A 19,931-nucleotide genomic window follows, 5' to 3' on the forward strand; every position below is an offset into this window, starting at 1 on the left:
ATTATCTAGATAAATTACACTACCAAGAATTAGTTACCTATTGTTAAAAAAGTTCCTATATCAAAACTTAGTAACTGTCACACTAATACCAGAATCCAGTTTAGGAACCTTGAGATACTCAATTGGCTCAGTACTTTGAGTCTTTGTTGGCTCCTGACATTGCTTAAAAAAAGCGCCTGGGTTATTAATGTACTCAAGCGGGTTAATTTTTTGGCATCCTTGCTCCTGCACTAACGAAATTGATTCACGAGTTTGTTTTGGATTATTAGTCTGTCCAATAAAATTACTCCATGTAGTGTTAATCGTGGCTGGTTCCGTCAATAAAACTCCAGCCTGATTGCGATCGCCTGTTGTCATGGGAACATTCTCTTGGTTAGCATCTGCACTCTGGCTGAGAGCAAGTGCGCTAATCACAAGCACTAAGATAATAGAAGAGGATTTCATAATTCAATCTCTCAACATTTAATGTCAGTTTAATAATTACAATTGGCTAGATACAGAAACCAAAAAATAGCAATCTAGCTATGGGTACTTCAGATTAACACAGGTAATAAGAAGTATAGCCAAACTTCATTAAAAATATAGTAAAGAGTGACGCAAGTTTGCCTACCTTGAACAAGTTCCTTGAGCTACTTGTCTGGTTAATTGAGATAGTAAGTGGATTTCCCCCCTCCTGTACTAGTCTGATAGCATTTTGTATGAATTTTTTGTAAAGTTCTCGAATTCAGTGTTCTTACATAATATGATAGTGATTGTTAGATTAATAATCAATACTTGCATCAGTAGTAGTAGTAACACAAAACTAAGTTAACCAAAAAAAGTGGAAAGCCACTAAATCAGGGAGGAAATTGCGATCTATCTTGTTTTTGCTGTCAGGAGAATATCAATGTAAGTTGTTAACTTTGCGACTTGCAAAACTATTAGTTAACTTCAGATATTGAACAACCTCAGCCAAAAGGCATTAGCTGAAAATCAACGCAAATATTACCATCGCAAAGTAAACTACAGTGCTACTGTAAGCGAAATGCTGAGAACAATCTACTGTAAGTAAATAGTCTTTTTTATAAAAGTTTGTATATATTATGACGATGGAATCTTTACCAAACTTTGAAGAAGTAAATATTCAGAAATACTTAGAAGTTATTCAACGGCGTTGGCTACCTCTAGTTGGAATTTTTGCCATATCTGTTACCCTTGGATGCTTGTATGCATTTTCACTAAAACCTTCATACAAAGCAGAAGGAAGTTTGATGATTAAAACAAATCGCTCTTCCTCACTCACGGGCTTACCGGATGACATAGGACGCCTAGAAGCTTTGAATGTGAACGACAATCCCCTGGAAACTCAGGTGAGAGTTATTGGATCGAATCCAGTAATTGAGAAAACAATTAATTCCCTTAACCTCAAAGATAGTCAAGGCAAACTGCTCTCGATTCCCGACTTGGCAAAACAACTAAAAATAGAAGGAATCAAAGGCACTGATGTTGTACAACTTTCTTATAAAGGCGGCGATCCGGAACTAGCTGCTAAAATTGTCAATGAAGTTATTGACAGTTATATCGATCTAAATATCAAGGCTAATCAGAATGAAGCGCGGACAGCCAAACAGGTTCTTGTAACAGAAGTACCTAAAGCTGAGGAAATTGTCAGAAGAGCCGAATCAAAACTGCGGCTATTTAAAGAAACGAATAAAGTTGTTGTCCTAGAACAAGAAGCAACCGCAGCAGTCGATACAATTTCCAAGTTAGGAAACCAAATTTCTCAAGCTTTAGCTCAACTAGATGATGTCAAGGGTCGTCTAGAACAGTTAACCAGTGAAGCTCAGGTAGATTCACGGCAAGGTGTAATCGAATCTGAATTGAGTCAAGCACCTGGAGTTCAGAAAGTGCTTGCCCAACTCCAAGAAACAGAGAGCCAACTGGCACTTGAGCGTACCCGTTTTTCACCTGAACACCCTACAATCACTAACTTAGAAGAAAAAGTCGCAGCTCTTAACAACTTGTTAAAAGAGCGCACAGGACAAGTAGCAGGTTCAGCGCAGATAACACAGGGAAGTTTACAAGTTGGACAACTGCGGCAAAGCCTAATTGCAGATATTACTCGTGCTCAGGCAGAACGCGTTGGTCTGGAGAGACAAATTGCCACACTCAAGCAACAGCAAGATGCCTACATCAAACGAGCAAATAATTTACCAAGGCTAGAACAGAATCAACGAGAGCTAGAACGGAAGTTGCAAGCAGCTCAAACAACTTACGAAACACTCTTAAAGAAACGCCAAGAAATTGATATTGCACAGAACCAAAAGATTCCTAATGCTCGTGTTATTTCCTATGCCTTAATCCCTGATAAAGCAGAAGGACCTCGCAAAATTCTGTTTATTGTTGGTGGTGGAGGAGTTGGTCTTTTCTTAGGTATAATTATTGCCTTTAGTTTAGACTTGATAGACCGCTCGGTGAAGACCGTCAAAGAAGCCAAAGAAGTCTTGAGATATAGTGTTTTGGGAGTGATTCCCACACAAGGTAAAAATGGTAAAGATCATTCTTCTATAGCAGGACTCGATAGACCTATTCCCAAAATCATCGGCAGAGATATTCCTTACTTCCCTGTTGGTAATGCATACCAAATACTACAAGTTAACTTGAAGTTCCTCTGTTCTGATAAACCGCTCAAAAGTATTGTAATTACAAGTTCTGTTGCCAAAGAAGGAAAGTCTGACGTATCTGCAAATTTAGCTGTGACTATGGCTCAGGCTGGGCGTCGGGTGTTATTGGTGGATGCAGATATGCGTCATCCTATACAGCATCATATCTGGGGGCTAACAAATACAACAGGACTAAGTAATGTAATTACTGGACAAGCTTTATTAGATACATCGGTACAAGAAGTAATGCCTAATCTGGAGGTTCTTACTTCTGGAGTTTTACCTCCCAATCCAGTAGCAATGCTAGATTCTCAACGCATGGTGACATTAATTAGTAACTTTGAGAGAGAATACGATCTTGTGATTTTTGATACTCCGCCTCTGTCAGGAATAGCAGATGCTGCTGTTTTAAGCACCCTGACTGACGGTATCTTATTAGTCGTTCGTCCTGGAGTGGTTGACTTGAGCAGTGCGAATGCAGCTAAAGAGTTTTTAACTCAGTCAGGTCAGAAGGTATTAGGGATAGTCATCAATGGTGTAAATACTAAAAATGAACCTAATAATTATTTTCATGACACCAAAAAACGACAAATTGAGGAAGATTTGGTATCGAGTAGCTTAACAAAATTTCGCAAAGAGCGTTAATTTCTCTTATAAATTGTGAAAGCGGCTATCACTACAACCATTTAAACCCAACTTTTTGACTGTAGAAATAATGGATAAAAATAAAATTAAAACATCTTGTTTAATTAATAATTACAATTATGCTGAATTTCTCTCTGAGGCAATTGATAGCGCTTTAAATCAGACAGTTAAATTTGATGAGATTATTATTGTTGATGACGCATCCACAGATAACTCTGCGGAAGTCATCAATAAATTTACTCAAGTAGCTAATGTTAAATGTATCTTGAAAGAAAAAAATGAAGGACAATTATCATCCTTTAATGAAGGATTTTTAGCTGCAACTGGTGACATTATATTTTTTTTAGACGCTGATGATATTTATGAACCTCAGTATTTAGAAACCGCTCTAAATTTTTACAAGAGACGTAGTGAATGTGATTTGATATTTTGTGCTTATAAAAAATTTGGAGCCGTGGAAGGAACATTTCAAAGTGATGCAGTTGATTTAGATTTGGGTTATTCAGTAATCAGAACTTTATATAATGGTGAATGGATTGGTTCGATAACTTCAACATTATCAATACGTAGAGAAATAGTCAGAAAATTTTTACCTATTCCAAATATAGAAGATTGGCGTGTAAGGGCTGATGACTGTCTGGTATGGGGAGCTTCTTTGGTAGGGGCTAAAAAGTTTTATATGTCTAAACCTCTAGTGATGTATAGAATACATGAGAATAATCAGTATCATAATAAAAAGTTTTTAGACATAGACAAAAACTATGAATACAAGAGATTCTGGAAACGCAATTCCCTCTTTAATTATATTCTGCAAAAAAATAATTTTAGCTCACCGTTATTCTTAGCTTTCACATCTCTCAATGAGTTAAAAACAATATCATGCCCAAAATATCAAGATTTTGTTTCGTATTTGAAAATAATATTTTTGTTTGAGCATAGTTTGTTTTGGAAAATAAAGGGGATGATTTTACTATTTAGCTATTTTTTTAAAACTTTGATGACTGGTAAATTAAAAACATGGTAGGCGGTAAATGATGTGAGTTACTGGATAAATACATTTTATTTTGTATCTGTGAAAACGAAAAAATAGCCTGAGCTTGATAGGGATAGAGAATGTCATATTATTAATTAATAAAAATAATGTTAAGTAAATTCAAATTTAAAAACTTATCAACATTTAAATCTCGTTCTGGACTGCGTGCAATTATTGCCAATACAGGTTGGTTGTTCGCTGATCGCATTCTACGTATGGGTGCAAGCTTGGTAGTAGGAGTATGGGTAGCACGCTATTTAGGAGTACAGCAGTATGGTCTATTTAACTATGCTTTAGCTTTTGTTGCCTTATTTAGCCCAATTTTCACTCTCGGACTGGATGAGGTAGTAGTTCGCCATCTTGTTCGTCAATCATCAAACAAAGAGGAAATTTTAGGAACCACTTTTTGGCTAAAATTTCTGGGTGGAATTGCTTCTGTCTTATTAGCAGTTAGCACGATGTTTTTCTTAGGTGAGCAGGAAACACTAAAGATATGGCTAGTTGCAATTTTAGGAATAGCAGGAATTTTTAGGGCGTCTGATACTATTGAACTGTGGTTTCAATCACAGGTGCAGTCAAAATACACTGTGATTGCTAAAAATACAGCGTTTCTGCTAAATACTGTCATTAAAATCGCACTAATTTTAACAAAAGCACCATTGCTAGCTTTTGCTTTGGTAACATTAGCGGAATTTGCGATGAGTGCAATTGGCTTGTTGATTGTTTACCAAGTGAAAGGAGCTTCATTGTGGTTATGGCGTTGGAGTTTTGCGGCTGCCAAAACTCTTCTGAAAGAGAGTTTACCTCTAATTTTTTCGGGGTTCGCCATCATGATTTTTATGAGAATAGATCAGGTGATGTTAGGTCAAATGATCGGAGATAGTGAGGTAGGAGTTTATTCTGCTGCTGTGCGTATTTCTGAAATTTGGTATTTTATTCCAGGGGCTATTGTTTCTTCTGTCGCTCCTGCAATTTATGCAGCTAAGGAAAAATCAGAAAGTCTTTACTATCAGCGAATAGGACAATTACTCAGTCTAATGACATGTATATCTTTGGCAATTGCTCTGCCAATGTCATTCTTGTCTGACAAGATAATTATGGTGATGTTTGGAAGTGGATATGCAGAAGCAGGAGCAATATTAGCAGTTCATATTTGGACTTCTTTGTTTGTATTTATGGGTCTGGCAACATCACCTTGGTTTATTGCTGAAGGTTTGAATCACGTTTCTTTAGGTAAGACTTTATTTGGGGCGATACTAAACATTGTTCTTAATTTATTACTTATTCCTAAATATGCAGGACTAGGGGCTGCGATCGCAACAATAATATCTCAAGCGGCTGCTGCTTTTATATGCAACGCATTTGATTCAAGAACACAAAAAATATTTAAGATTCAGGTGCGATCGCTTATTCCTTTTTACAAATACTGATCGTTGTTATTTAACCTTTATATGATGCAAACACCAGTAACTTTTATTATTTTTAAACGCCCACAAACAACAGAAAAAGTTTTTGAGGCTATTCGCCAAGCCAAGCCAAAAAAACTTTTTGTAATTGCCGATGGCCCCCGCACTGAGCGCGAAGATGAAGTAGAAAAGTGTGAAGCAACTAGGGCAATTATTGAGAGAGTTGATTGGGAATGCGAAGTTATCAAAAATTATTCTGATATCAACTTAGGTTGTGCAAAACGAGTATCGAGTGGTTTAGATTGGGTATTTAATAATGTTGAAGAGACAATTATTTTAGAAGATGATTGTATCCCTCACCCAACTTTTTTCAGGTTTAGTGAAGATCTGCTGGAAAAATATAGAAATGACACCAGAATCGCCACAATCTCTGCTCAAAATCTTCAACTCGGACGAAAACGCACAAATTACAGTTACTATTTTTCTCGCTACAATCACTGCTGGGGTTGGGCAAGTTGGAGACGTGCTTGGCAACATTATGATTTGACCATCAAACTCTGGAAAGAGGTGCAAGCAGAAAACCTTTTACATGACATTCTCTTAGACCGAAAAGCAGTAAATTCTTGGCAACGAATATTTCAATCTGTTTATAACAATCCTACAGGTATAACCTGGGATTACCAATGGACATTTGCTTGTTGGATGCAGGGAAGCTTAAGCATTATTCCCAATGTCAATTTAATCTCTAATGTTGGTGTTGGTGCAGACGCAACTCATTTCACATCCAATCAAGAATTTTCGTTCATCAATATGTCGATGCAAGCAATGGAATTTCCCTTAAAGCATCCACCATTTATTGTTAGGAATGTAGAAGCAGATAATTTTACCCAAAAAACAGTCTATAAAGCAACTGCATTGGATATTTTTAAAGAGGAATTGAAGAAAAGATTGAATTACTCAACAATAAAAAAATAGATAGATTAAATTTCAGAAATGAAAGTAAAATTAACAGAAAAAATATTAACTATCTTGCTATTACTCATTGCTGTAGGGGCATTAACAATACACCCTGCACAAGAAGTTTCCATGTCTACCCTTGGAGGCGATAAGCTAGATACTTTATTCAATATAGTTTCATATTTAATCCTATTTTATTTCCTAATTTCATACTGGAAAGGTTTTCTTTATGTAATTACTAGAAGTCCATTACAGTTTTTGTTACTAGCAATAGTTATATTTTCTCTTTTATGGTCAGAAGACCTAAGTTCTAGTCTTACTTATCTAAGAGGTCTAATCCGAATATATTTTCTTGCCATCTATTTAGCAATGCGTTATTCCCTTAGAGAACAAATGAGGCTGATAGCTTGGGCGCTTGGTGTAGCTGCATCATTATCTATACTATTTTCTGCATTCGTACCAGGTTATATTCACGAATCACCTGAATTACTAGGTATGTGGAGTGGAATTTATGGTCATAAAAATGAATTAGGTTACATGATGGCTTGGAGTGCAGGAGTTTTTTTGCACCTTGGTCTTAGTGTACATCGATATCGCTGGTTGATGTGGACACTATGTGGGATATCTATATGTCTAATTATCCTCTCACGTTCAACAACATCTTTAACGATTCTATTGACAATGATATTACTTTTACCTTTCTATAGATCCCTGAAAAAAACTAATTATAAGTTGCAAGTTATTATGATTACTTCAACTTTAATGTTACTGATGATCTCTTCAATATTACTTCTCAATAATGCCGAAACTGTAGTTGGTACTTCTGGCAAAGACCTTACCTTCAATGGACGCTCTGACCTCTGGGAGCTAGTGATTTCCAAGATTTTGGAAAGACCTTGGCTAGGTTATGGATTTTCGGGATTTTGGACTAGTAATGCTGCATCTAAATTAAGAGCTACTTATGATTGGGCGAGCAATGCTCACAATGGTTTTTTAGAAATATTATTAGAATTAGGATTCTTAGGTTTTTTGACTTTTGCAGCAGGGTTTGTCCGGTTTTTTGTAATGGCATTGACTCGAATTATTTCTGTCGCTAAAAAACCGGAAGATTATTGGCCAATGCAGATGCTACTTATCATTGTCATAGTGAACTTTTCAGAAGCCAGGTTATTAACTCCTAGCTGGAATTGGTTAATGTATGTCACCACGTCATTATCTTTGACTGTTGAATATCAACGAAATCATAAAAATATTTTAATCGATTAATTTTTCTGGCAGTCAGAAATAGTTTTAGTAATTAGGAGGTTAATAAAAATGAAGATTTTACATATTAGTACCCATGATATTAATGGAGGTGCAGCGAGGGCTGCATATCGGTTGCACACAGGTTTACAGGATATAGGACTACAGTCACAAATGTTAGTCCAGGAAAAATATAGTGATGATAAAACAGTAATTGCACCTAAGATTAGACTATTTCAAGGCATCGCTAAGGCCAAGTTGACAATTGAAAGTTTACCATTAAAGCTTTATCGTCAAAAGAAAAGTACTCCATTTTTTGCTCAATGGTTGCCAGATAGAGTTATTTCTAAAGTTTCTCAGATTAATCCAGACATAATTAATTTGCATTGGATTAGCGGAGGTTTTATGCAAATAGAAACATTCCCTAAACTGAAGTATCCTCTAGTTTGGACTCTCCATGATATGTGGGGGTTTACTGGAGGATGTCACGTTACAGGAGAATGCGATCGCTACAAAGTATCCTGCGGGGCTTGTCCTCAACTCAACAGTGGTAATGAATGGGATCTATCCCGTTGGGTATGGCAGCGGAAAGTAAAAGCTTGGAAAAATTTAAATTTAACTCTGGTTTCACCAAGTTCTTGGTTAGCACAGTGCGCTCGTTCCAGTTCTTTGTTCCAGAATTTGCGAATCGAGGTAATTCCCCACGGACTGGATACTCAAAAATATCGACCGATCAATCAACATTTTGCGCGAGAAGCACTCAATCTACCCCAAGATAAGAAGCTGATACTCTTTGGAGCGATAGAAGCAACAAGCGATAGAAATAAAGGATTTCATTTGTTGCAACCAGCTTTACAAGAATTGAGTAAATCTGGCTGGAAGGATGACTTGGAAGTTGTGATTTTTGGAGCATCTCAACCCGAAAATCCACCTGATTTAGGCTTCAAAACCCACTATTTGGGACACTTACACGATGCTATATCTTTAGCAACTGTTTACTCAGCAGCTGATGTGATGCTTGTACCGTCTCTTCAAGAATCTTTTGGACAGACAGCTTCGGAATCATTCGCTTGTGGTACTCCAGTTGTGGCGTTTAATTCTACTGGCTTAAAAGATATTGTTGATCATCAGCAGAACGGCTATTTGGCTAAACCTTATGAAGTTGAGGATTTTGCCAAAGGAATTACCTGGGTACTTGAAAATGAACAGAGGTTGCAAAAACTATCATTTTATGCTCGCGACAAAGCCGAACAAGAATTCACTCTGGAACTTCAAGCACGTCGTTATTCAGCCTTGTTTCAGGAAATATTGATGACAGCAAAGAAATCTTCATTGAGTAATTAACCTAGTAAATCAATACTTCATAATATGTCACTACCTATAGCTTTTATAATTTGTACAGAACCTGGCCGTTTAGAAGGTCAATCTTTGATGCTTGCAGAAAGTATTCGTAAATTCTGCGGTGAATTGAAAAATACACCTATATATAGTTTTCATCCTAGGGTAGGTGAACCGATATTAAAGCAAACCCAACAAGCGTTTGAAGCATTGCAGGTGACTCATCAACAAATCCCGATAAATCGAGAATTTCATGAATATTATTTAGCCAATAAACCCTTAGTTTGTGCCTATGCAGAACAAAATATCGATGCAGAAATATTGGTTTTTTTAGACAGTGACAAATGCTTTTTTTCTGAACCAAAAGAATTTTTATTGCCAGTAGATTGTAATGTACGGATACGTCCTGAGTATGGTCAAGGAATTGGTTCTACAGGTCTGCAAGACCCTCAAGAATGGTATTGGCAAAAACTATATGAAGTACTGGGAGTAAAGCGTGAGGTATTTGTTGACACACCAATTGGTAATAAAAGAATCAGAGCCTACTGGAATTCTGGTTTGGTTGCTGTGAGAAGAAGTGCGGGTATATTTACAGCTTGGAAAGAGAACTTTGAAAAAGTAATGCGCCTGGATATTACTCCTCCCCAGGGTATTTATTTTGTTGAGCAGTCTGTTTTGTCTGTAACTTTATGTGCCTTGGAAGAGAATATCGAACATCTTCCTCCTAATTATAGTTATCCATTACCTTTACATAACCGTTTATCAACAGGAATACAAATTAAACATTGGGATGATATTATATCCATTCATTATTTCAACTTATTTTTCTATAACGATTGGAATGCACAAATAAAAAGATTGCAAAAATTCAATATAAATTCAGATAAATATCGATGGTTATGTCAAGAGGTTGTCAGACTTAATATGCCTCGCGTATCAGTTTGGCATCGATATGTGTTGGTGGTCAGAAGAATGGAACAAAAACTAAAAAACTTTAATTTAGATATTAATCTCAGTGGCTGGATAGAAAAGATGGTTAAATTTTAAACTTACCTAAAAATATACGGAAGGGAAAAATTTGATGTTTGGATTATGAAGGTAAATTTGTAAATATTGCATAAAAGTGCATTATTTATATGATTGTTTTTGTCGATAGTAGATATTATATGGGGTAAATGAAATGAAGCAAGCAAATCTAGCTGTAATTATGACATGTTATAACAGGCGGAATACAACTCTTGCCTGCCTAAATTCTTTATATCAGCAAAAAAATCATTGTGATGTTTATTTAACTGATGATGGGAGTTCTGATGGGACTACAGAGGCTGTTAAAGCAGAATATCCAGAAGTACAAATTCTTCAGGGGAATGGCAATTTATTTTGGGTGGGAGGAATGCATCTCGCCTTTGGTGAGGCGATAAAATATCAATATGATTATTATCTGTGGTTGAATGATGACACCTTTCTAGAAGCCAATGCTGTGAGTAAACTATTGCAGGTTCATCAAAATTTGACGGAACTTGGTTATCCAGACTCAATTATAGTTGGTTCAACTAAAGACTCAATTACAGGAAGAGCAACTTATGGAGGAGCAGTAAAATCTAAAAAGTGGTATTCTAATAAGTTTGAATTTTTAGAACCAAATTCGGTTATCCAAAAATGCGATGCTATGTATGGTAACTGCGTGCTAATTCCTAAAAGTGTTACCGCCAAAGTTGGCAATATCGATACAGCTTTTGTTCACAGTTTAGGAGATTTAGATTATGCCCTGAGAGCGCGGAAATTGGGTTTTCAAATATGGGTAGCTCCTGGATATATTGGTACTTGTACTAAAAATTCTATCCGCAATAGTTGGGCAGATACCAATTTAAATATATTAGAACGCTTGAAAAAGATACTACAAATTAAAGGATTCCCATTGAAATCCTGGACTATATTTTGTAGCAGACATTCTGGGCCATTCTGGATATTTTACTGGTTATTACCCTATATCAGAGCAATTATTGGTTACAAGGATTTAGCAACTTCTCCCACATTTGCTGAGGATATTAATCAAACTAACTCAGAAATTTAGTACTTGCACGAAAGTCATTAGTCAATAATACTTGGATAAGTTATAAATATCTTAACAAGTGGACAAATGTAGTTTTAAATTATAAACATAGTTAGCAATCATTTTATGGGTAAACGCTTACTAATTGTCTCAACACTCGATTCTAGTCAACCATTTGGTGCATTTACTAGACCTTTTTATTTAGGACAATATCTTACTAAATATTTTGATGTTTTTCAGCTAGGTTTAGATTGTTCGTCTGTTAATTATGCACCTTCTTTTTCTATTGGTTCAAGAAGCTTGAAGTCATATATTCAAGCTATAGAAAAGTGCATCGACGAGTTTTGTCCTGATATTGTGTATGCTCAAGAAACATTACCTGGATTGGCTGCTTTAGTTTCACTAAAGCTTAGGAAACACAGTAGTTCCTCTCTTGTATTGGATTTTCATACATTTTCGCCTTATGAATACTGGATGCGCTTGTTTTCAGTTGCCAATCCTTTCAAGGAGTTTGCACAATGTATTAAGACATATATTGCTCAAGGAATTTTAATATTCTCTGGTAGTCCAATTATTGCAGCAGGTGAATCAATTCCTAAACTAATTTCCCAATGGTATGGTAAAACTCCACAGCAAATTTATTCCATCGGGAATGGAGTGACTGAAGACTTACTCAATACTGAACTTTTTCCCGAAAAAGACCCCTATCAAGCATTCAAACCAGCTAAAATAGTGGTTGTTATTGCTCCCAAAACATTTCAATTTCCAACTAATGATATGTCTGTATCAATGGCTATTGAGGTTGCTAAATCCCTTGAAAGTCATCAAGAAAAGCTACATTTTGTTGTCATTGGTAGGGATAGTAGTGAGATTTCAGAAGCAATACCTTCTAACATTTCTTTTTTAGGATTTTTACCTAAAAGAGAAGATTTTATTGCCCATCTGAAATATGCAGATATTGCTTTGCTGCCATTCTCAAAACAAGCAGTAGCAGGTGGCGCTCGCAATAAAGCATTAGATTATTTCGCTAGTAGAAAGTTAGTTGTATCAACACCAGAAGGCTTGCGAGGTTTAGAAGAATTTCGCCACTTAGAACATCTGTTAGTCACAGGATACTCTAGCGAAGAAGTCGCTAACACAGTGCTGGATGCTGCTTCAAATATTGATAAATATCAATCACTTGTAGATACAGCATATACCTTAATTACAGAAAAGTATTCCTGGAATGCAAGAGCACATAATATCGCGGAAATACTCATGAAGACAAGCGCTTTTTAGTTATATCTAGATAACAACTTTTAACTAAAAAAACCTAGCTTTTTTAAATATTTCAATACTTCAGCATTGAAATATTGTTAAGTAATTTTACAACACTCACCTTTACCTTGAGATAACATCTCATATTTATCAAAAGAAAAACAAGATATGAAAAAGCTATTTTCTTATAAACTTATTGGCGCTCAAGTGGATGCACTCTCTATCCTCGACTTAAATTTATTGATTGAAGAATCCATTGATAAGGATGAGAAATGGATTATTGCTAATCACAACTTACATAGTCTTTATCTCTTCCATAATGATCTAAAAATGCAAGCTTTTTATGCCAAGGCAGAATATACCCATATTGATAGTATGCCTCTAGTGTTTCTTGGAAAGCTGTTGGGTTTACCAATTCAACGGGAACAAAGAGTAACCTATGCTGACTGGGTATGGCCTCTGATGGCAGAAGCTGCTGATAAAGGCTGGCGTGTATTCTATTTAGGTTCAAAGCCCGGAGTTGCTGAAAAAGCAGCAAGTATTTTATGCCAGAGATTTCCTGGTTTACAGATTGCTTGCGCTCATGGCTACATTGATATGGATAAAGATAGTCAAGAAAATCTCGCCACTGTGGCTGCAATTAATGCTTACAAACCCCATGTATTAATGGTGGGGATGGGTATGCCGCGCCAAGAGTATTGGATTTACGAAAATCTTGAACATATTCATACCAACACTATTTTGACTACTGGAGCCTGTATGGACTATGTAGCAGGAGCAATACCTACTCCTCCTCGCTGGATGGGAAAGGTGGGGTTGGAATGGTTGTATCGCTTGTTATCTGAACCGAAAAGACTTTGGAGACGTTACTTACTTGAACCTTGGTTTGTTGGCACATTATTTATACGAGAAATTTGGAGTATCTCAAGTCAACAAAAAAAAAGTAACCTGCTGGTATTTCTAAGTACGAAATTTCACAAGTTCGTAGCGTTATCGAGTCTCTCAAAGCCTTACCACTAGGTTGCTCAATTCGTCACGAATTTATGAAATGTTGTACTAAGGTTTAATGATTAATTAGTCAGTACGTCTTGTTCAACTTTCATAATCGTGAATAGCGAGAAATCTCTGCACCTACTTTGCTTAGACTAATGCTTAAAAGTGCTATTTACGCCTGGATGGAGTATTAAGTTGCTTGCTGAAAAGCCTGGGCAATAGCATTGCAAGCAGGTTTAGGTTGTAGGTTTTCATCGAAGGGAAGCGGACGTAGAAATTTCCAGAGACTTGGATTGTTTCTAAAGGTTTTTCTTGGCATCCATCTGGGATGACGTATCCAGGTATGACGGTCGGTAAGTCCCCATGTAATCACAGTATCGACTTTAGCCGCAAAGCACAGGTCAAGATATCGCTTGTAACTGTCGGCTACCATCTGGTCTAGCTTTTTGATACTATCGGGTAGTGGAGTATCAATGATAATATCCAATTCCGTGATTATTGGTTTAACTTCAAGATCATTAAGCCGTTTTAAGACGGAATTAAATCCTTTTTCGTCAAAACCGTAGGCAGTAGAAAACCATAGATGTGACTGGATACCTGCCCCGTCAATTTTAACGCCACTATTCTTCAGATATTCGACCATTTTTAAGAAACGGTCTGATTTCCACGTGGCGCCTTCGATGCCAAAATCGTTTAGGTAAAATTTCTTGTTCTTATCAACTGAAGCGGCAATTAAAAACAAGTCTCGAATCAATTCTGGTTTTACGCCTTTACGCAAACCATAGGTAGCATTGTCAGTTTCATTTTCACTATCAGCGATAATTTCATTGGCAATATCCCAAGACTTTAAAACAGGGCTATTGCGATAATGCCCCATGACTCCTTTAACATGGCGTTCGATCATCTGAAGTGTGGGGGGGTAAGGAACCCAGTCTGGTTTTCCCATGTGCCAGAAAAGGGTATGCCCGTGCAATTCTATGTTATGCTTTCGGCAGAAATCAGCGATCGCATCTGCTGATTCAAAGGTAAATTTTCCTGGCTGTGGTTCAGTGGCGTCCCATTTTAATTCACCATTCGGTGTCGCAATCGAACATTCACGAGCAATCAGGTTAGCGTAATCCTTGTCTTTTAGCAAAAATTCACCAGAAATTGCTGCACCATAACGCTTTCCTTTGGCGGCAGCTAATTGGCGAAGGGGAGAATTTAAATTTTTACTTGTATTATTTGCTGCAATTGCATTTGTGCTATTGTCTTCTTTTTGGTTATCTTTTTGTAAAAACCCCATAGTCAATAAGGCAGAAAGGGTTGTGTATCCTGCTCTTTTTAAAAATTTTCTCCGATAAGGCATAAATTGTATTTAAGAAAAAACACATAAGATTATTATATTACATAATAATTTTTGATACTTTTTGAGGTGTAGTAGACCTCTTGCAAAAGTCCGTAACACCCCACCCCCAACCCCTCCCCGCAAGCGGGGAGGGGAGACAAAGCGTAGCTTTGGCGGGGTGGGGTTCTTATTTTTGATTTATGCAAGAGGTCTAGTGATGATTCCCACAGTTATTGCACCGAAAAAGCGAAAATTGCCCTTTGTCTCCCCCTACGGTAATCTTTCCTGTGAAACGCTGCGGCAACGCTAATGCAGAACTAAGTAGGTAGGCACAAATAAACCTAACTATGTAACGAAAAGTAAAAGCGGTGAAAACCTTGCGATTGCTTGTCTACGACACGCTACGCGAACACTCCGTTGCGTACCCTGCGGGAACGCCAAGGGCGAACGCAATGACATAGTTATAAATTTTCCCGCCCACGTACTTATCAAGTATTTATCAATCTTCACTCAGATATAGGGAGTTTTTTCCAAAATTAAATCATAGTCTCACACTTAAGTGGCAAAGATGAAAATTGACAAGTATTACATCTAGGGCAAAACTAGGTTAAACTATAACGCATGTTCGATTTAGATCAATTAACTGTGTTTTTACATACCAGCAGTAAACATGCTAGTTTGATATATAACGACCGTTCGATATAAATATTCTCAGTCATGCCTAAGATTGTTGACCATGAGCAATACCGTAAAGAACTGCTTGACAAGTGCTTTGATTTATTTGCCCAAAAAGGCTATGGTTCCATCACTATGCGCCAGATTGCTGAAGGATTAGGGGTTTCTACTGGTACGTTGTACCACTATTTTCCTAGCAAACAAGCTCTATTTGAGCAATTGGCCCAAGAAATATGTGAGCAAGATTTAAGTGCAGCATTGGCTGAATTAGAAGGAGCGCAAACACTACAAGAGGGAATGGAAGCACTAGGAAGATATCTAGTGAAAAACGAGGATTACTTCATTAAATGGACTTATATTTGGATTGATTTTTGTCAACATCAAGACTCTAAGAAAATGTTAAGTAATAGTATTTTTAAGCGGACTAATCAGCGTTATCAGCAGGCAGCCTGTGATTTTGTAGGTATTCAAGATCCGATATTGGCTTCCTTTGTCTTGAGCTTTGTAAATGGGTTAATTCTGGAAAAGTTATGGGGTGATGAAACAATTGATTTTATGGAACAATGTGCGTTGTTGGGCAAAATGCTCACGGCATATTTACCGCAACATAAGGCAAAAGTTAAGAGTTAGGAGTTCGATTCAATACCTCAATAAGTTGTAAAATACTTCATATATAACAATTATTAATTATCTGATATTCATTGATGGCTAAAAATTAGTTGCAGCCACGATTGGCTCATTTAATATAGACAAAATAATTTTTGAGGAGAGTAAAAGAGATGGTTGAAAACCTGTCAAAAAAAGCTTCCAAAAAAGGGTTAGTTGCATTAGTAATTGCAGCTACTGCGATTACAGGTGGAATTATTGTTTATGGGATTTCTCAATTTGGGTTAGTTGGTCAAACTGAGAAATCTGAGTCAGTAGAAACCATGCCCAAAAGTCAAAAAGTGGCTGCATTAGGACGACTAGAACCGGAAACTGAGGTAATTAGCTTGTTTGCGCCCTTGGCATTGGATGGCGATCGCATTGCCAAAATCTTAGTCAAAGAGGGCGATCGCGTTAAAGCCGGACAGATGGTGGCAATTTTAGACGCCCGCGATCGCTTGCAAGCTGCTGTACTACAAGCCCAACAACAAGTTAAAGTTGCTCAAGCGAAACTCGATCAAGTGCAAGCTGGAGCAAAAGTAGGAGAAATTAACGCGCAACAGGCAAGTGTTGAACGCCTCCAGGCCCAATCCCAAGGAGACAAAACAGCGCAACAGGAAGCGATATTTCGCATAGAGGCACAGTGGGCAGGAGACAGAATCGCGCAACAGGCAACAATTAAGAAGCTAGAGGCAGAACTCAAAAATGCCGAAGCCGAATATCAACGTTATCAGCAGCTCTATTCTCAAGGAGCAGTTTCTAATTCTTTGTATGACAGCAAAGGCTTGACTGTAGAAACCGCCAAACAGCAAGTAGACGAAGCCAAAGCTGTTCTCAACCGGATTAACACCACTGCTAGCAAACAATTATCTGAAGCCAAAGCAGCACTCACCCGCACTAATGCCACTGGTAGCAAACAAGTTAGTGAAGCCAAAGCCACACTGGCCAGCATTGCAGAAGTCCGACCTGTAGATGTAGCCGCAGCCCAGACAGAAATTGAAAATGCGATCGCCACACTCAAACATGCCCAAACCGAGTTGGCGGGTGCTTACATCAAAGCACCGATGGCGGGACAAATCATTAAAATTCATACGCGAGTCGGAGAAAAAATCAGTGATTCTGGCATTGCAGACTTAGCGCAAACAGATCAGATGATGGCAGTAGCAGAAGTTTATCAAACTGATATCGGTAAAGTCAAATTAGGACAACAGGCAGTGATTAGCAGTCAGGCATTTGCCGATGAACTGCGAGGAACCGTTGCCCAAATTGGCTTGCAGGTGAATAGACAAAACGTTTTTAGCAACCAGCCAGGGGAAAACCTTGATAGCCGAGTAGTTGAGGTGAAAATTCGCCTCAATCCTGAAGACAGCAAGCGAGTTGCGGGTTTCACCAACTTACAGGTACAGACAGCAATTGAATTGTGAAAAGAATTATGAAACTATTTCGCAAAACGCCCCTAGCATGGCGGCAGTTAATGAAAGAAAAAACCCGTCTGGCTGTTGCAGTCGCAGGTATTACCTTTGCCGATATGCTGATGTTTATCCAGTTGGGATTTGAAAGTGCGCTTTTTGATGCGGCTGTGAAACCTCATCGCAATTTACAAGCAGATTTGGTTTTAATTAATCCCCAATTTCAAACTTTGTTTTCGGTAAAAAACTTTTCTCGAGAGCGACTATACCAAACATTAGGTTATGAAGGTGTTCAGTCAGTGAATTCTGTCTACATCAGCACCGGACAGTGGCGAAATCCCGAAACACGTCTTGAGCGTGCCATTTTGGTTTGGGGTGTTGATCCGACACAATCACCATTCAAATCGCCTGAAATCAAACAAAATCAGGATTACCTGAAACAGTTGTATCAAGTTCTGTTTGACCAGGCGGGTCGTCCAGAATACGGGGCAGTTGGCGATATCTTTAAGAAAACAGGCAAATTTGACACAGAACTGAATAGTAAAGCCGTCTTTGTTAAGGGCTTGTTTACTGATGGTGCTTCCTTTGCTGCCGATGGTAATGTGATCGCCAGTGACTCTACTTTTCTCCAGTTATTCCCTGAACGTAAAGCCGATCGCATCGAAGTTGGGTTAATCACGCTTAAACCAGATGCCGATACAGAAAAAGTGCGATCGCAACTTGTGAATGGGCTACCAAAAGATGTCAGAGTCCTGACTCCAGAAGAGTTTGCCAAAGTGGAGAGAACTTACTGGGAAGCCGGTACTGGCATTGGTTTCATTTTTGGTTTAGGTACTGGAGTCGGGTTTATCGTCGGCATCGTCATTGTCTACCAAATCCTTTACTCTGATGTTTCTGACCACTTGCCAGAATACGCCACCCTCAAAGCAATGGGATACACCGATAACTATCTTTTAGGAGTCCTAATTCAGGAAGCATTGTTATTGGCTATCTTAGGTTTTTTGCCTGGATTCATCCTTTCTTTTGGGTTGTATCAAGTCACCTACGCTGCGACGATGCTTCCGATTTTCATGAAAATGGAACGGGCGATACAAGTTTGGATTTTGACCGTGATCATGTGTAGTGTTTCTGGAGCGATCGCTATGCGAAAACTACGATCTGCTGATCCTGCCGATGTTTTTTAGTTTCAGGAAACAGAGTTAGGATTTATTTCCCTCATCTTCCCCATGTCCAATTACTATAAAATCCTATGTTGCAAAAATCTTTACCAGAAAATTCCAACTCAACACTTTTTGTTTTAGAACCCGTGATTTCTATCAGTAACCTCAACCACTATTTTGGTGAAGGTACGCTTTGCAAACAAGTATTATTCGACATTAATTTAGAGATTAGCGCTGGGGAAATCGTCATCATGACTGGCCCCTCTGGATCGGGGAAAACCACTCTGTTGACCTTAATGGGTGGATTGCGTTCTGCTCAAGAAGGTAGTCTCAAAATCTTAGGGGAGGAAATTCGTAGTGCTAAAAAGCTGCAATTAACGAAGCTTCGTCGTCAGATTGGCTATATTTTCCAGGCGCATAACTTGATGACTTTTTTGACAGCTAAAGAAAATGTGCGAATGTCTCTAGAGTTGCATGACGATTTTTTGAATCAGGATATCGATGCCAAAGCGATCGCTATTTTGGAAACTGTCGGTTTAGCTGATCGTGTAAATTATTACCCAGAGAAACTATCTGGAGGGCAAAAACAACGGGTAGCAATCGCTCGTGCTTTAGTTAGCCATCCTCAGATTGTTTTAGCAGATGAACCCACTGCTGCACTCGACAAAAAATCTGGGCGCGATGTCGTAGAAATAATGCAGAAGCTAGCCAAAGAACAAGGCTGTACAATTTTGCTAGTTACTCATGACAACCGCATCCTTGATATAGCCGATCGCATTATTTATATGGAAGATGGTCAACTGAAGACCGATGGTATATAGCGTTTCCTAATCATATAAGGTACATCATAGCCCCCTCATCGCTTGCGGGGAGGGGGTTGGGGGTGGGGTTCAGTACCTACTCAACTGAAGACCGATGGTATAGATACAGCCACAACAAGCAAGTAATATCAAGTTCGTAATTCGTCAAACTTACTTACAGCAGTTTTCATTTAATTGAACTATAGATGTTGTAAGAGGTTATTTATAAAGTAAAAATCAAATTATTGTCGTCTTGTCGGTATCAAAACATTTTAGATCCCCCTAAATCCCCCTTAAAAAGGGGGACTTTGAGAGAGGTTGCCCCCCTTTTTAAGGGGGGTTAGGGGGG

The 19,931-nt window shown here is 38.0% G+C and carries 16 protein-coding genes; 14 read left to right on the forward strand and 2 right to left on the reverse strand.

Features of this window, described 5'->3' with window-relative positions:
* Positions 1–60: 60 nt before the first annotated feature.
* The gene (locus tag V7K62_RS10185; RefSeq protein WP_334863808.1) at positions 61–444 is read right to left on the reverse strand and encodes a hypothetical protein; all 384 of its coding nucleotides are present in this window, start codon (positions 442–444) and stop codon (positions 61–63) included.
* A gap of 638 nt (positions 445–1,082) precedes the next feature.
* Here V7K62_RS10185 and V7K62_RS10190 point away from each other — a divergent pair.
* From V7K62_RS10190 to V7K62_RS10235, 10 genes are all read left to right on the forward strand, one after another.
* Positions 1,083–3,287 carry a GumC family protein gene (locus V7K62_RS10190; protein WP_334863809.1) on the forward strand — a complete coding sequence of 735 codons (2,205 nt, stop codon included), beginning with the start codon at positions 1,083–1,085 and terminating at the stop codon, positions 3,285–3,287.
* A 70-nt stretch (positions 3,288–3,357) separates the two neighbouring features.
* Positions 3,358–4,311: a glycosyltransferase family 2 protein gene (locus V7K62_RS10195; RefSeq protein WP_334863810.1), complete on the forward strand. Its 954-nt coding sequence runs from the start codon at positions 3,358–3,360 to the stop codon at positions 4,309–4,311.
* A 116-nt stretch (positions 4,312–4,427) separates the two neighbouring features.
* The gene (locus V7K62_RS10200) at positions 4,428–5,750 is read left to right on the forward strand and encodes a flippase (protein ID WP_334863811.1); all 1,323 of its coding nucleotides are present in this window, start codon (positions 4,428–4,430) and stop codon (positions 5,748–5,750) included.
* Between the two features lie 24 nt (positions 5,751–5,774).
* Positions 5,775–6,701: a glycosyltransferase family 2 protein gene (locus V7K62_RS10205; RefSeq protein WP_334863837.1), complete on the forward strand. Its 927-nt coding sequence runs from the start codon at positions 5,775–5,777 to the stop codon at positions 6,699–6,701.
* A gap of 18 nt (positions 6,702–6,719) precedes the next feature.
* Entirely contained in the window at positions 6,720–7,949 is a 1,230-nt protein-coding gene (locus V7K62_RS10210; RefSeq protein WP_334863812.1) for an O-antigen ligase family protein, read from the forward strand.
* A 48-nt stretch (positions 7,950–7,997) separates the two neighbouring features.
* Positions 7,998–9,269, forward strand: a complete 1,272-nt coding sequence (locus tag V7K62_RS10215) for a glycosyltransferase family 4 protein (protein ID WP_334863813.1) — start codon at positions 7,998–8,000, stop codon at positions 9,267–9,269.
* Positions 9,270–9,293: 24 nt separating this feature from the next.
* Positions 9,294–10,310, forward strand: coding sequence for a hypothetical protein (locus V7K62_RS10220; protein ID WP_334863814.1), 1,017 nt, complete (start codon positions 9,294–9,296; stop codon positions 10,308–10,310).
* Between the two features lie 133 nt (positions 10,311–10,443).
* Positions 10,444–11,337, forward strand: a complete 894-nt coding sequence (locus tag V7K62_RS10225; protein ID WP_334863815.1) for a glycosyltransferase family 2 protein — start codon at positions 10,444–10,446, stop codon at positions 11,335–11,337.
* Positions 11,338–11,442: 105 nt separating this feature from the next.
* A complete protein-coding gene (locus tag V7K62_RS10230; RefSeq protein WP_334863816.1) occupies positions 11,443–12,594 on the forward strand; it encodes a glycosyltransferase family 4 protein in 1,152 nt (383 codons plus the stop codon).
* A gap of 147 nt (positions 12,595–12,741) precedes the next feature.
* A complete protein-coding gene (locus tag V7K62_RS10235; protein WP_334863817.1) occupies positions 12,742–13,593 on the forward strand; it encodes a WecB/TagA/CpsF family glycosyltransferase in 852 nt (283 codons plus the stop codon).
* A gap of 163 nt (positions 13,594–13,756) precedes the next feature.
* On the opposite strand, the gene V7K62_RS10240 is transcribed toward V7K62_RS10235, so the two are convergent.
* Positions 13,757–14,851: an endo-1,4-beta-xylanase gene (locus V7K62_RS10240; protein ID WP_334863818.1), complete on the reverse strand. Its 1,095-nt coding sequence runs from the start codon at positions 14,849–14,851 to the stop codon at positions 13,757–13,759.
* A 759-nt stretch (positions 14,852–15,610) separates the two neighbouring features.
* Between V7K62_RS10240 and V7K62_RS10245 the strand changes: the two genes are divergently transcribed.
* From V7K62_RS10245 to V7K62_RS10260, 4 genes are all read left to right on the forward strand, one after another.
* Complete coding sequence (locus V7K62_RS10245) at positions 15,611–16,198, forward strand: TetR/AcrR family transcriptional regulator (RefSeq protein ID WP_334863819.1); 588 nt, start codon at positions 15,611–15,613, stop codon at positions 16,196–16,198.
* A 149-nt stretch (positions 16,199–16,347) separates the two neighbouring features.
* Positions 16,348–17,637 carry an HlyD family efflux transporter periplasmic adaptor subunit gene (locus tag V7K62_RS10250; protein WP_334863820.1) on the forward strand — a complete coding sequence of 430 codons (1,290 nt, stop codon included), beginning with the start codon at positions 16,348–16,350 and terminating at the stop codon, positions 17,635–17,637.
* A gap of 8 nt (positions 17,638–17,645) precedes the next feature.
* Positions 17,646–18,806, forward strand: a complete 1,161-nt coding sequence (devC, locus tag V7K62_RS10255) for an ABC transporter permease DevC (protein WP_334863821.1) — start codon at positions 17,646–17,648, stop codon at positions 18,804–18,806.
* A gap of 65 nt (positions 18,807–18,871) precedes the next feature.
* A complete protein-coding gene (locus tag V7K62_RS10260; protein ID WP_334863823.1) occupies positions 18,872–19,603 on the forward strand; it encodes a DevA family ABC transporter ATP-binding protein in 732 nt (243 codons plus the stop codon).
* Positions 19,604–19,931 lie beyond the last annotated feature (328 nt).

Origin of the sequence: Nostoc sp. (genome assembly GCF_036917935.1) — a bacterium.
Taxonomy (GTDB): Bacteria; Cyanobacteriota; Cyanobacteriia; order Cyanobacteriales; family Nostocaceae; genus Nostoc.

Excerpts from the sequence above, each read along its gene's own strand:
- V7K62_RS10250 (WP_334863820.1), top strand. The coding sequence starts at position 16,348 with ATGGTTGAAAACCTGTCAAAAAAAGCTTCCAAAAAAGGGTTAGTTGCA.
- V7K62_RS10235 (WP_334863817.1), top strand. The coding sequence starts at position 12,742 with ATGAAAAAGCTATTTTCTTATAAACTTATTGGCGCTCAAGTGGATGCA.
- V7K62_RS10260 (WP_334863823.1), top strand. The coding sequence starts at position 18,872 with ATGTTGCAAAAATCTTTACCAGAAAATTCCAACTCAACACTTTTTGTT.
- V7K62_RS10220 (WP_334863814.1), top strand. The coding sequence starts at position 9,294 with ATGTCACTACCTATAGCTTTTATAATTTGTACAGAACCTGGCCGTTTA.
- V7K62_RS10195 (WP_334863810.1), top strand. The coding sequence starts at position 3,358 with ATGGATAAAAATAAAATTAAAACATCTTGTTTAATTAATAATTACAAT.
- V7K62_RS10205 (WP_334863837.1), top strand. The coding sequence starts at position 5,775 with ATGCAAACACCAGTAACTTTTATTATTTTTAAACGCCCACAAACAACA.
- V7K62_RS10245 (WP_334863819.1), top strand. The coding sequence starts at position 15,611 with ATGCCTAAGATTGTTGACCATGAGCAATACCGTAAAGAACTGCTTGAC.
- V7K62_RS10225 (WP_334863815.1), top strand. The coding sequence starts at position 10,444 with ATGAAGCAAGCAAATCTAGCTGTAATTATGACATGTTATAACAGGCGG.
- V7K62_RS10240 (WP_334863818.1), bottom strand. The coding sequence starts at position 14,851 with ATGGGGTTTTTACAAAAAGATAACCAAAAAGAAGACAATAGCACAAAT.
- V7K62_RS10215 (WP_334863813.1), top strand. The coding sequence starts at position 7,998 with ATGAAGATTTTACATATTAGTACCCATGATATTAATGGAGGTGCAGCG.
- V7K62_RS10190 (WP_334863809.1), top strand. The coding sequence starts at position 1,083 with ATGACGATGGAATCTTTACCAAACTTTGAAGAAGTAAATATTCAGAAA.
- V7K62_RS10185 (WP_334863808.1), bottom strand. The coding sequence starts at position 444 with ATGAAATCCTCTTCTATTATCTTAGTGCTTGTGATTAGCGCACTTGCT.
- devC (WP_334863821.1), top strand. The coding sequence starts at position 17,646 with ATGAAACTATTTCGCAAAACGCCCCTAGCATGGCGGCAGTTAATGAAA.
- V7K62_RS10200 (WP_334863811.1), top strand. The coding sequence starts at position 4,428 with ATGTTAAGTAAATTCAAATTTAAAAACTTATCAACATTTAAATCTCGT.
- V7K62_RS10230 (WP_334863816.1), top strand. The coding sequence starts at position 11,443 with ATGGGTAAACGCTTACTAATTGTCTCAACACTCGATTCTAGTCAACCA.
- V7K62_RS10210 (WP_334863812.1), top strand. The coding sequence starts at position 6,720 with ATGAAAGTAAAATTAACAGAAAAAATATTAACTATCTTGCTATTACTC.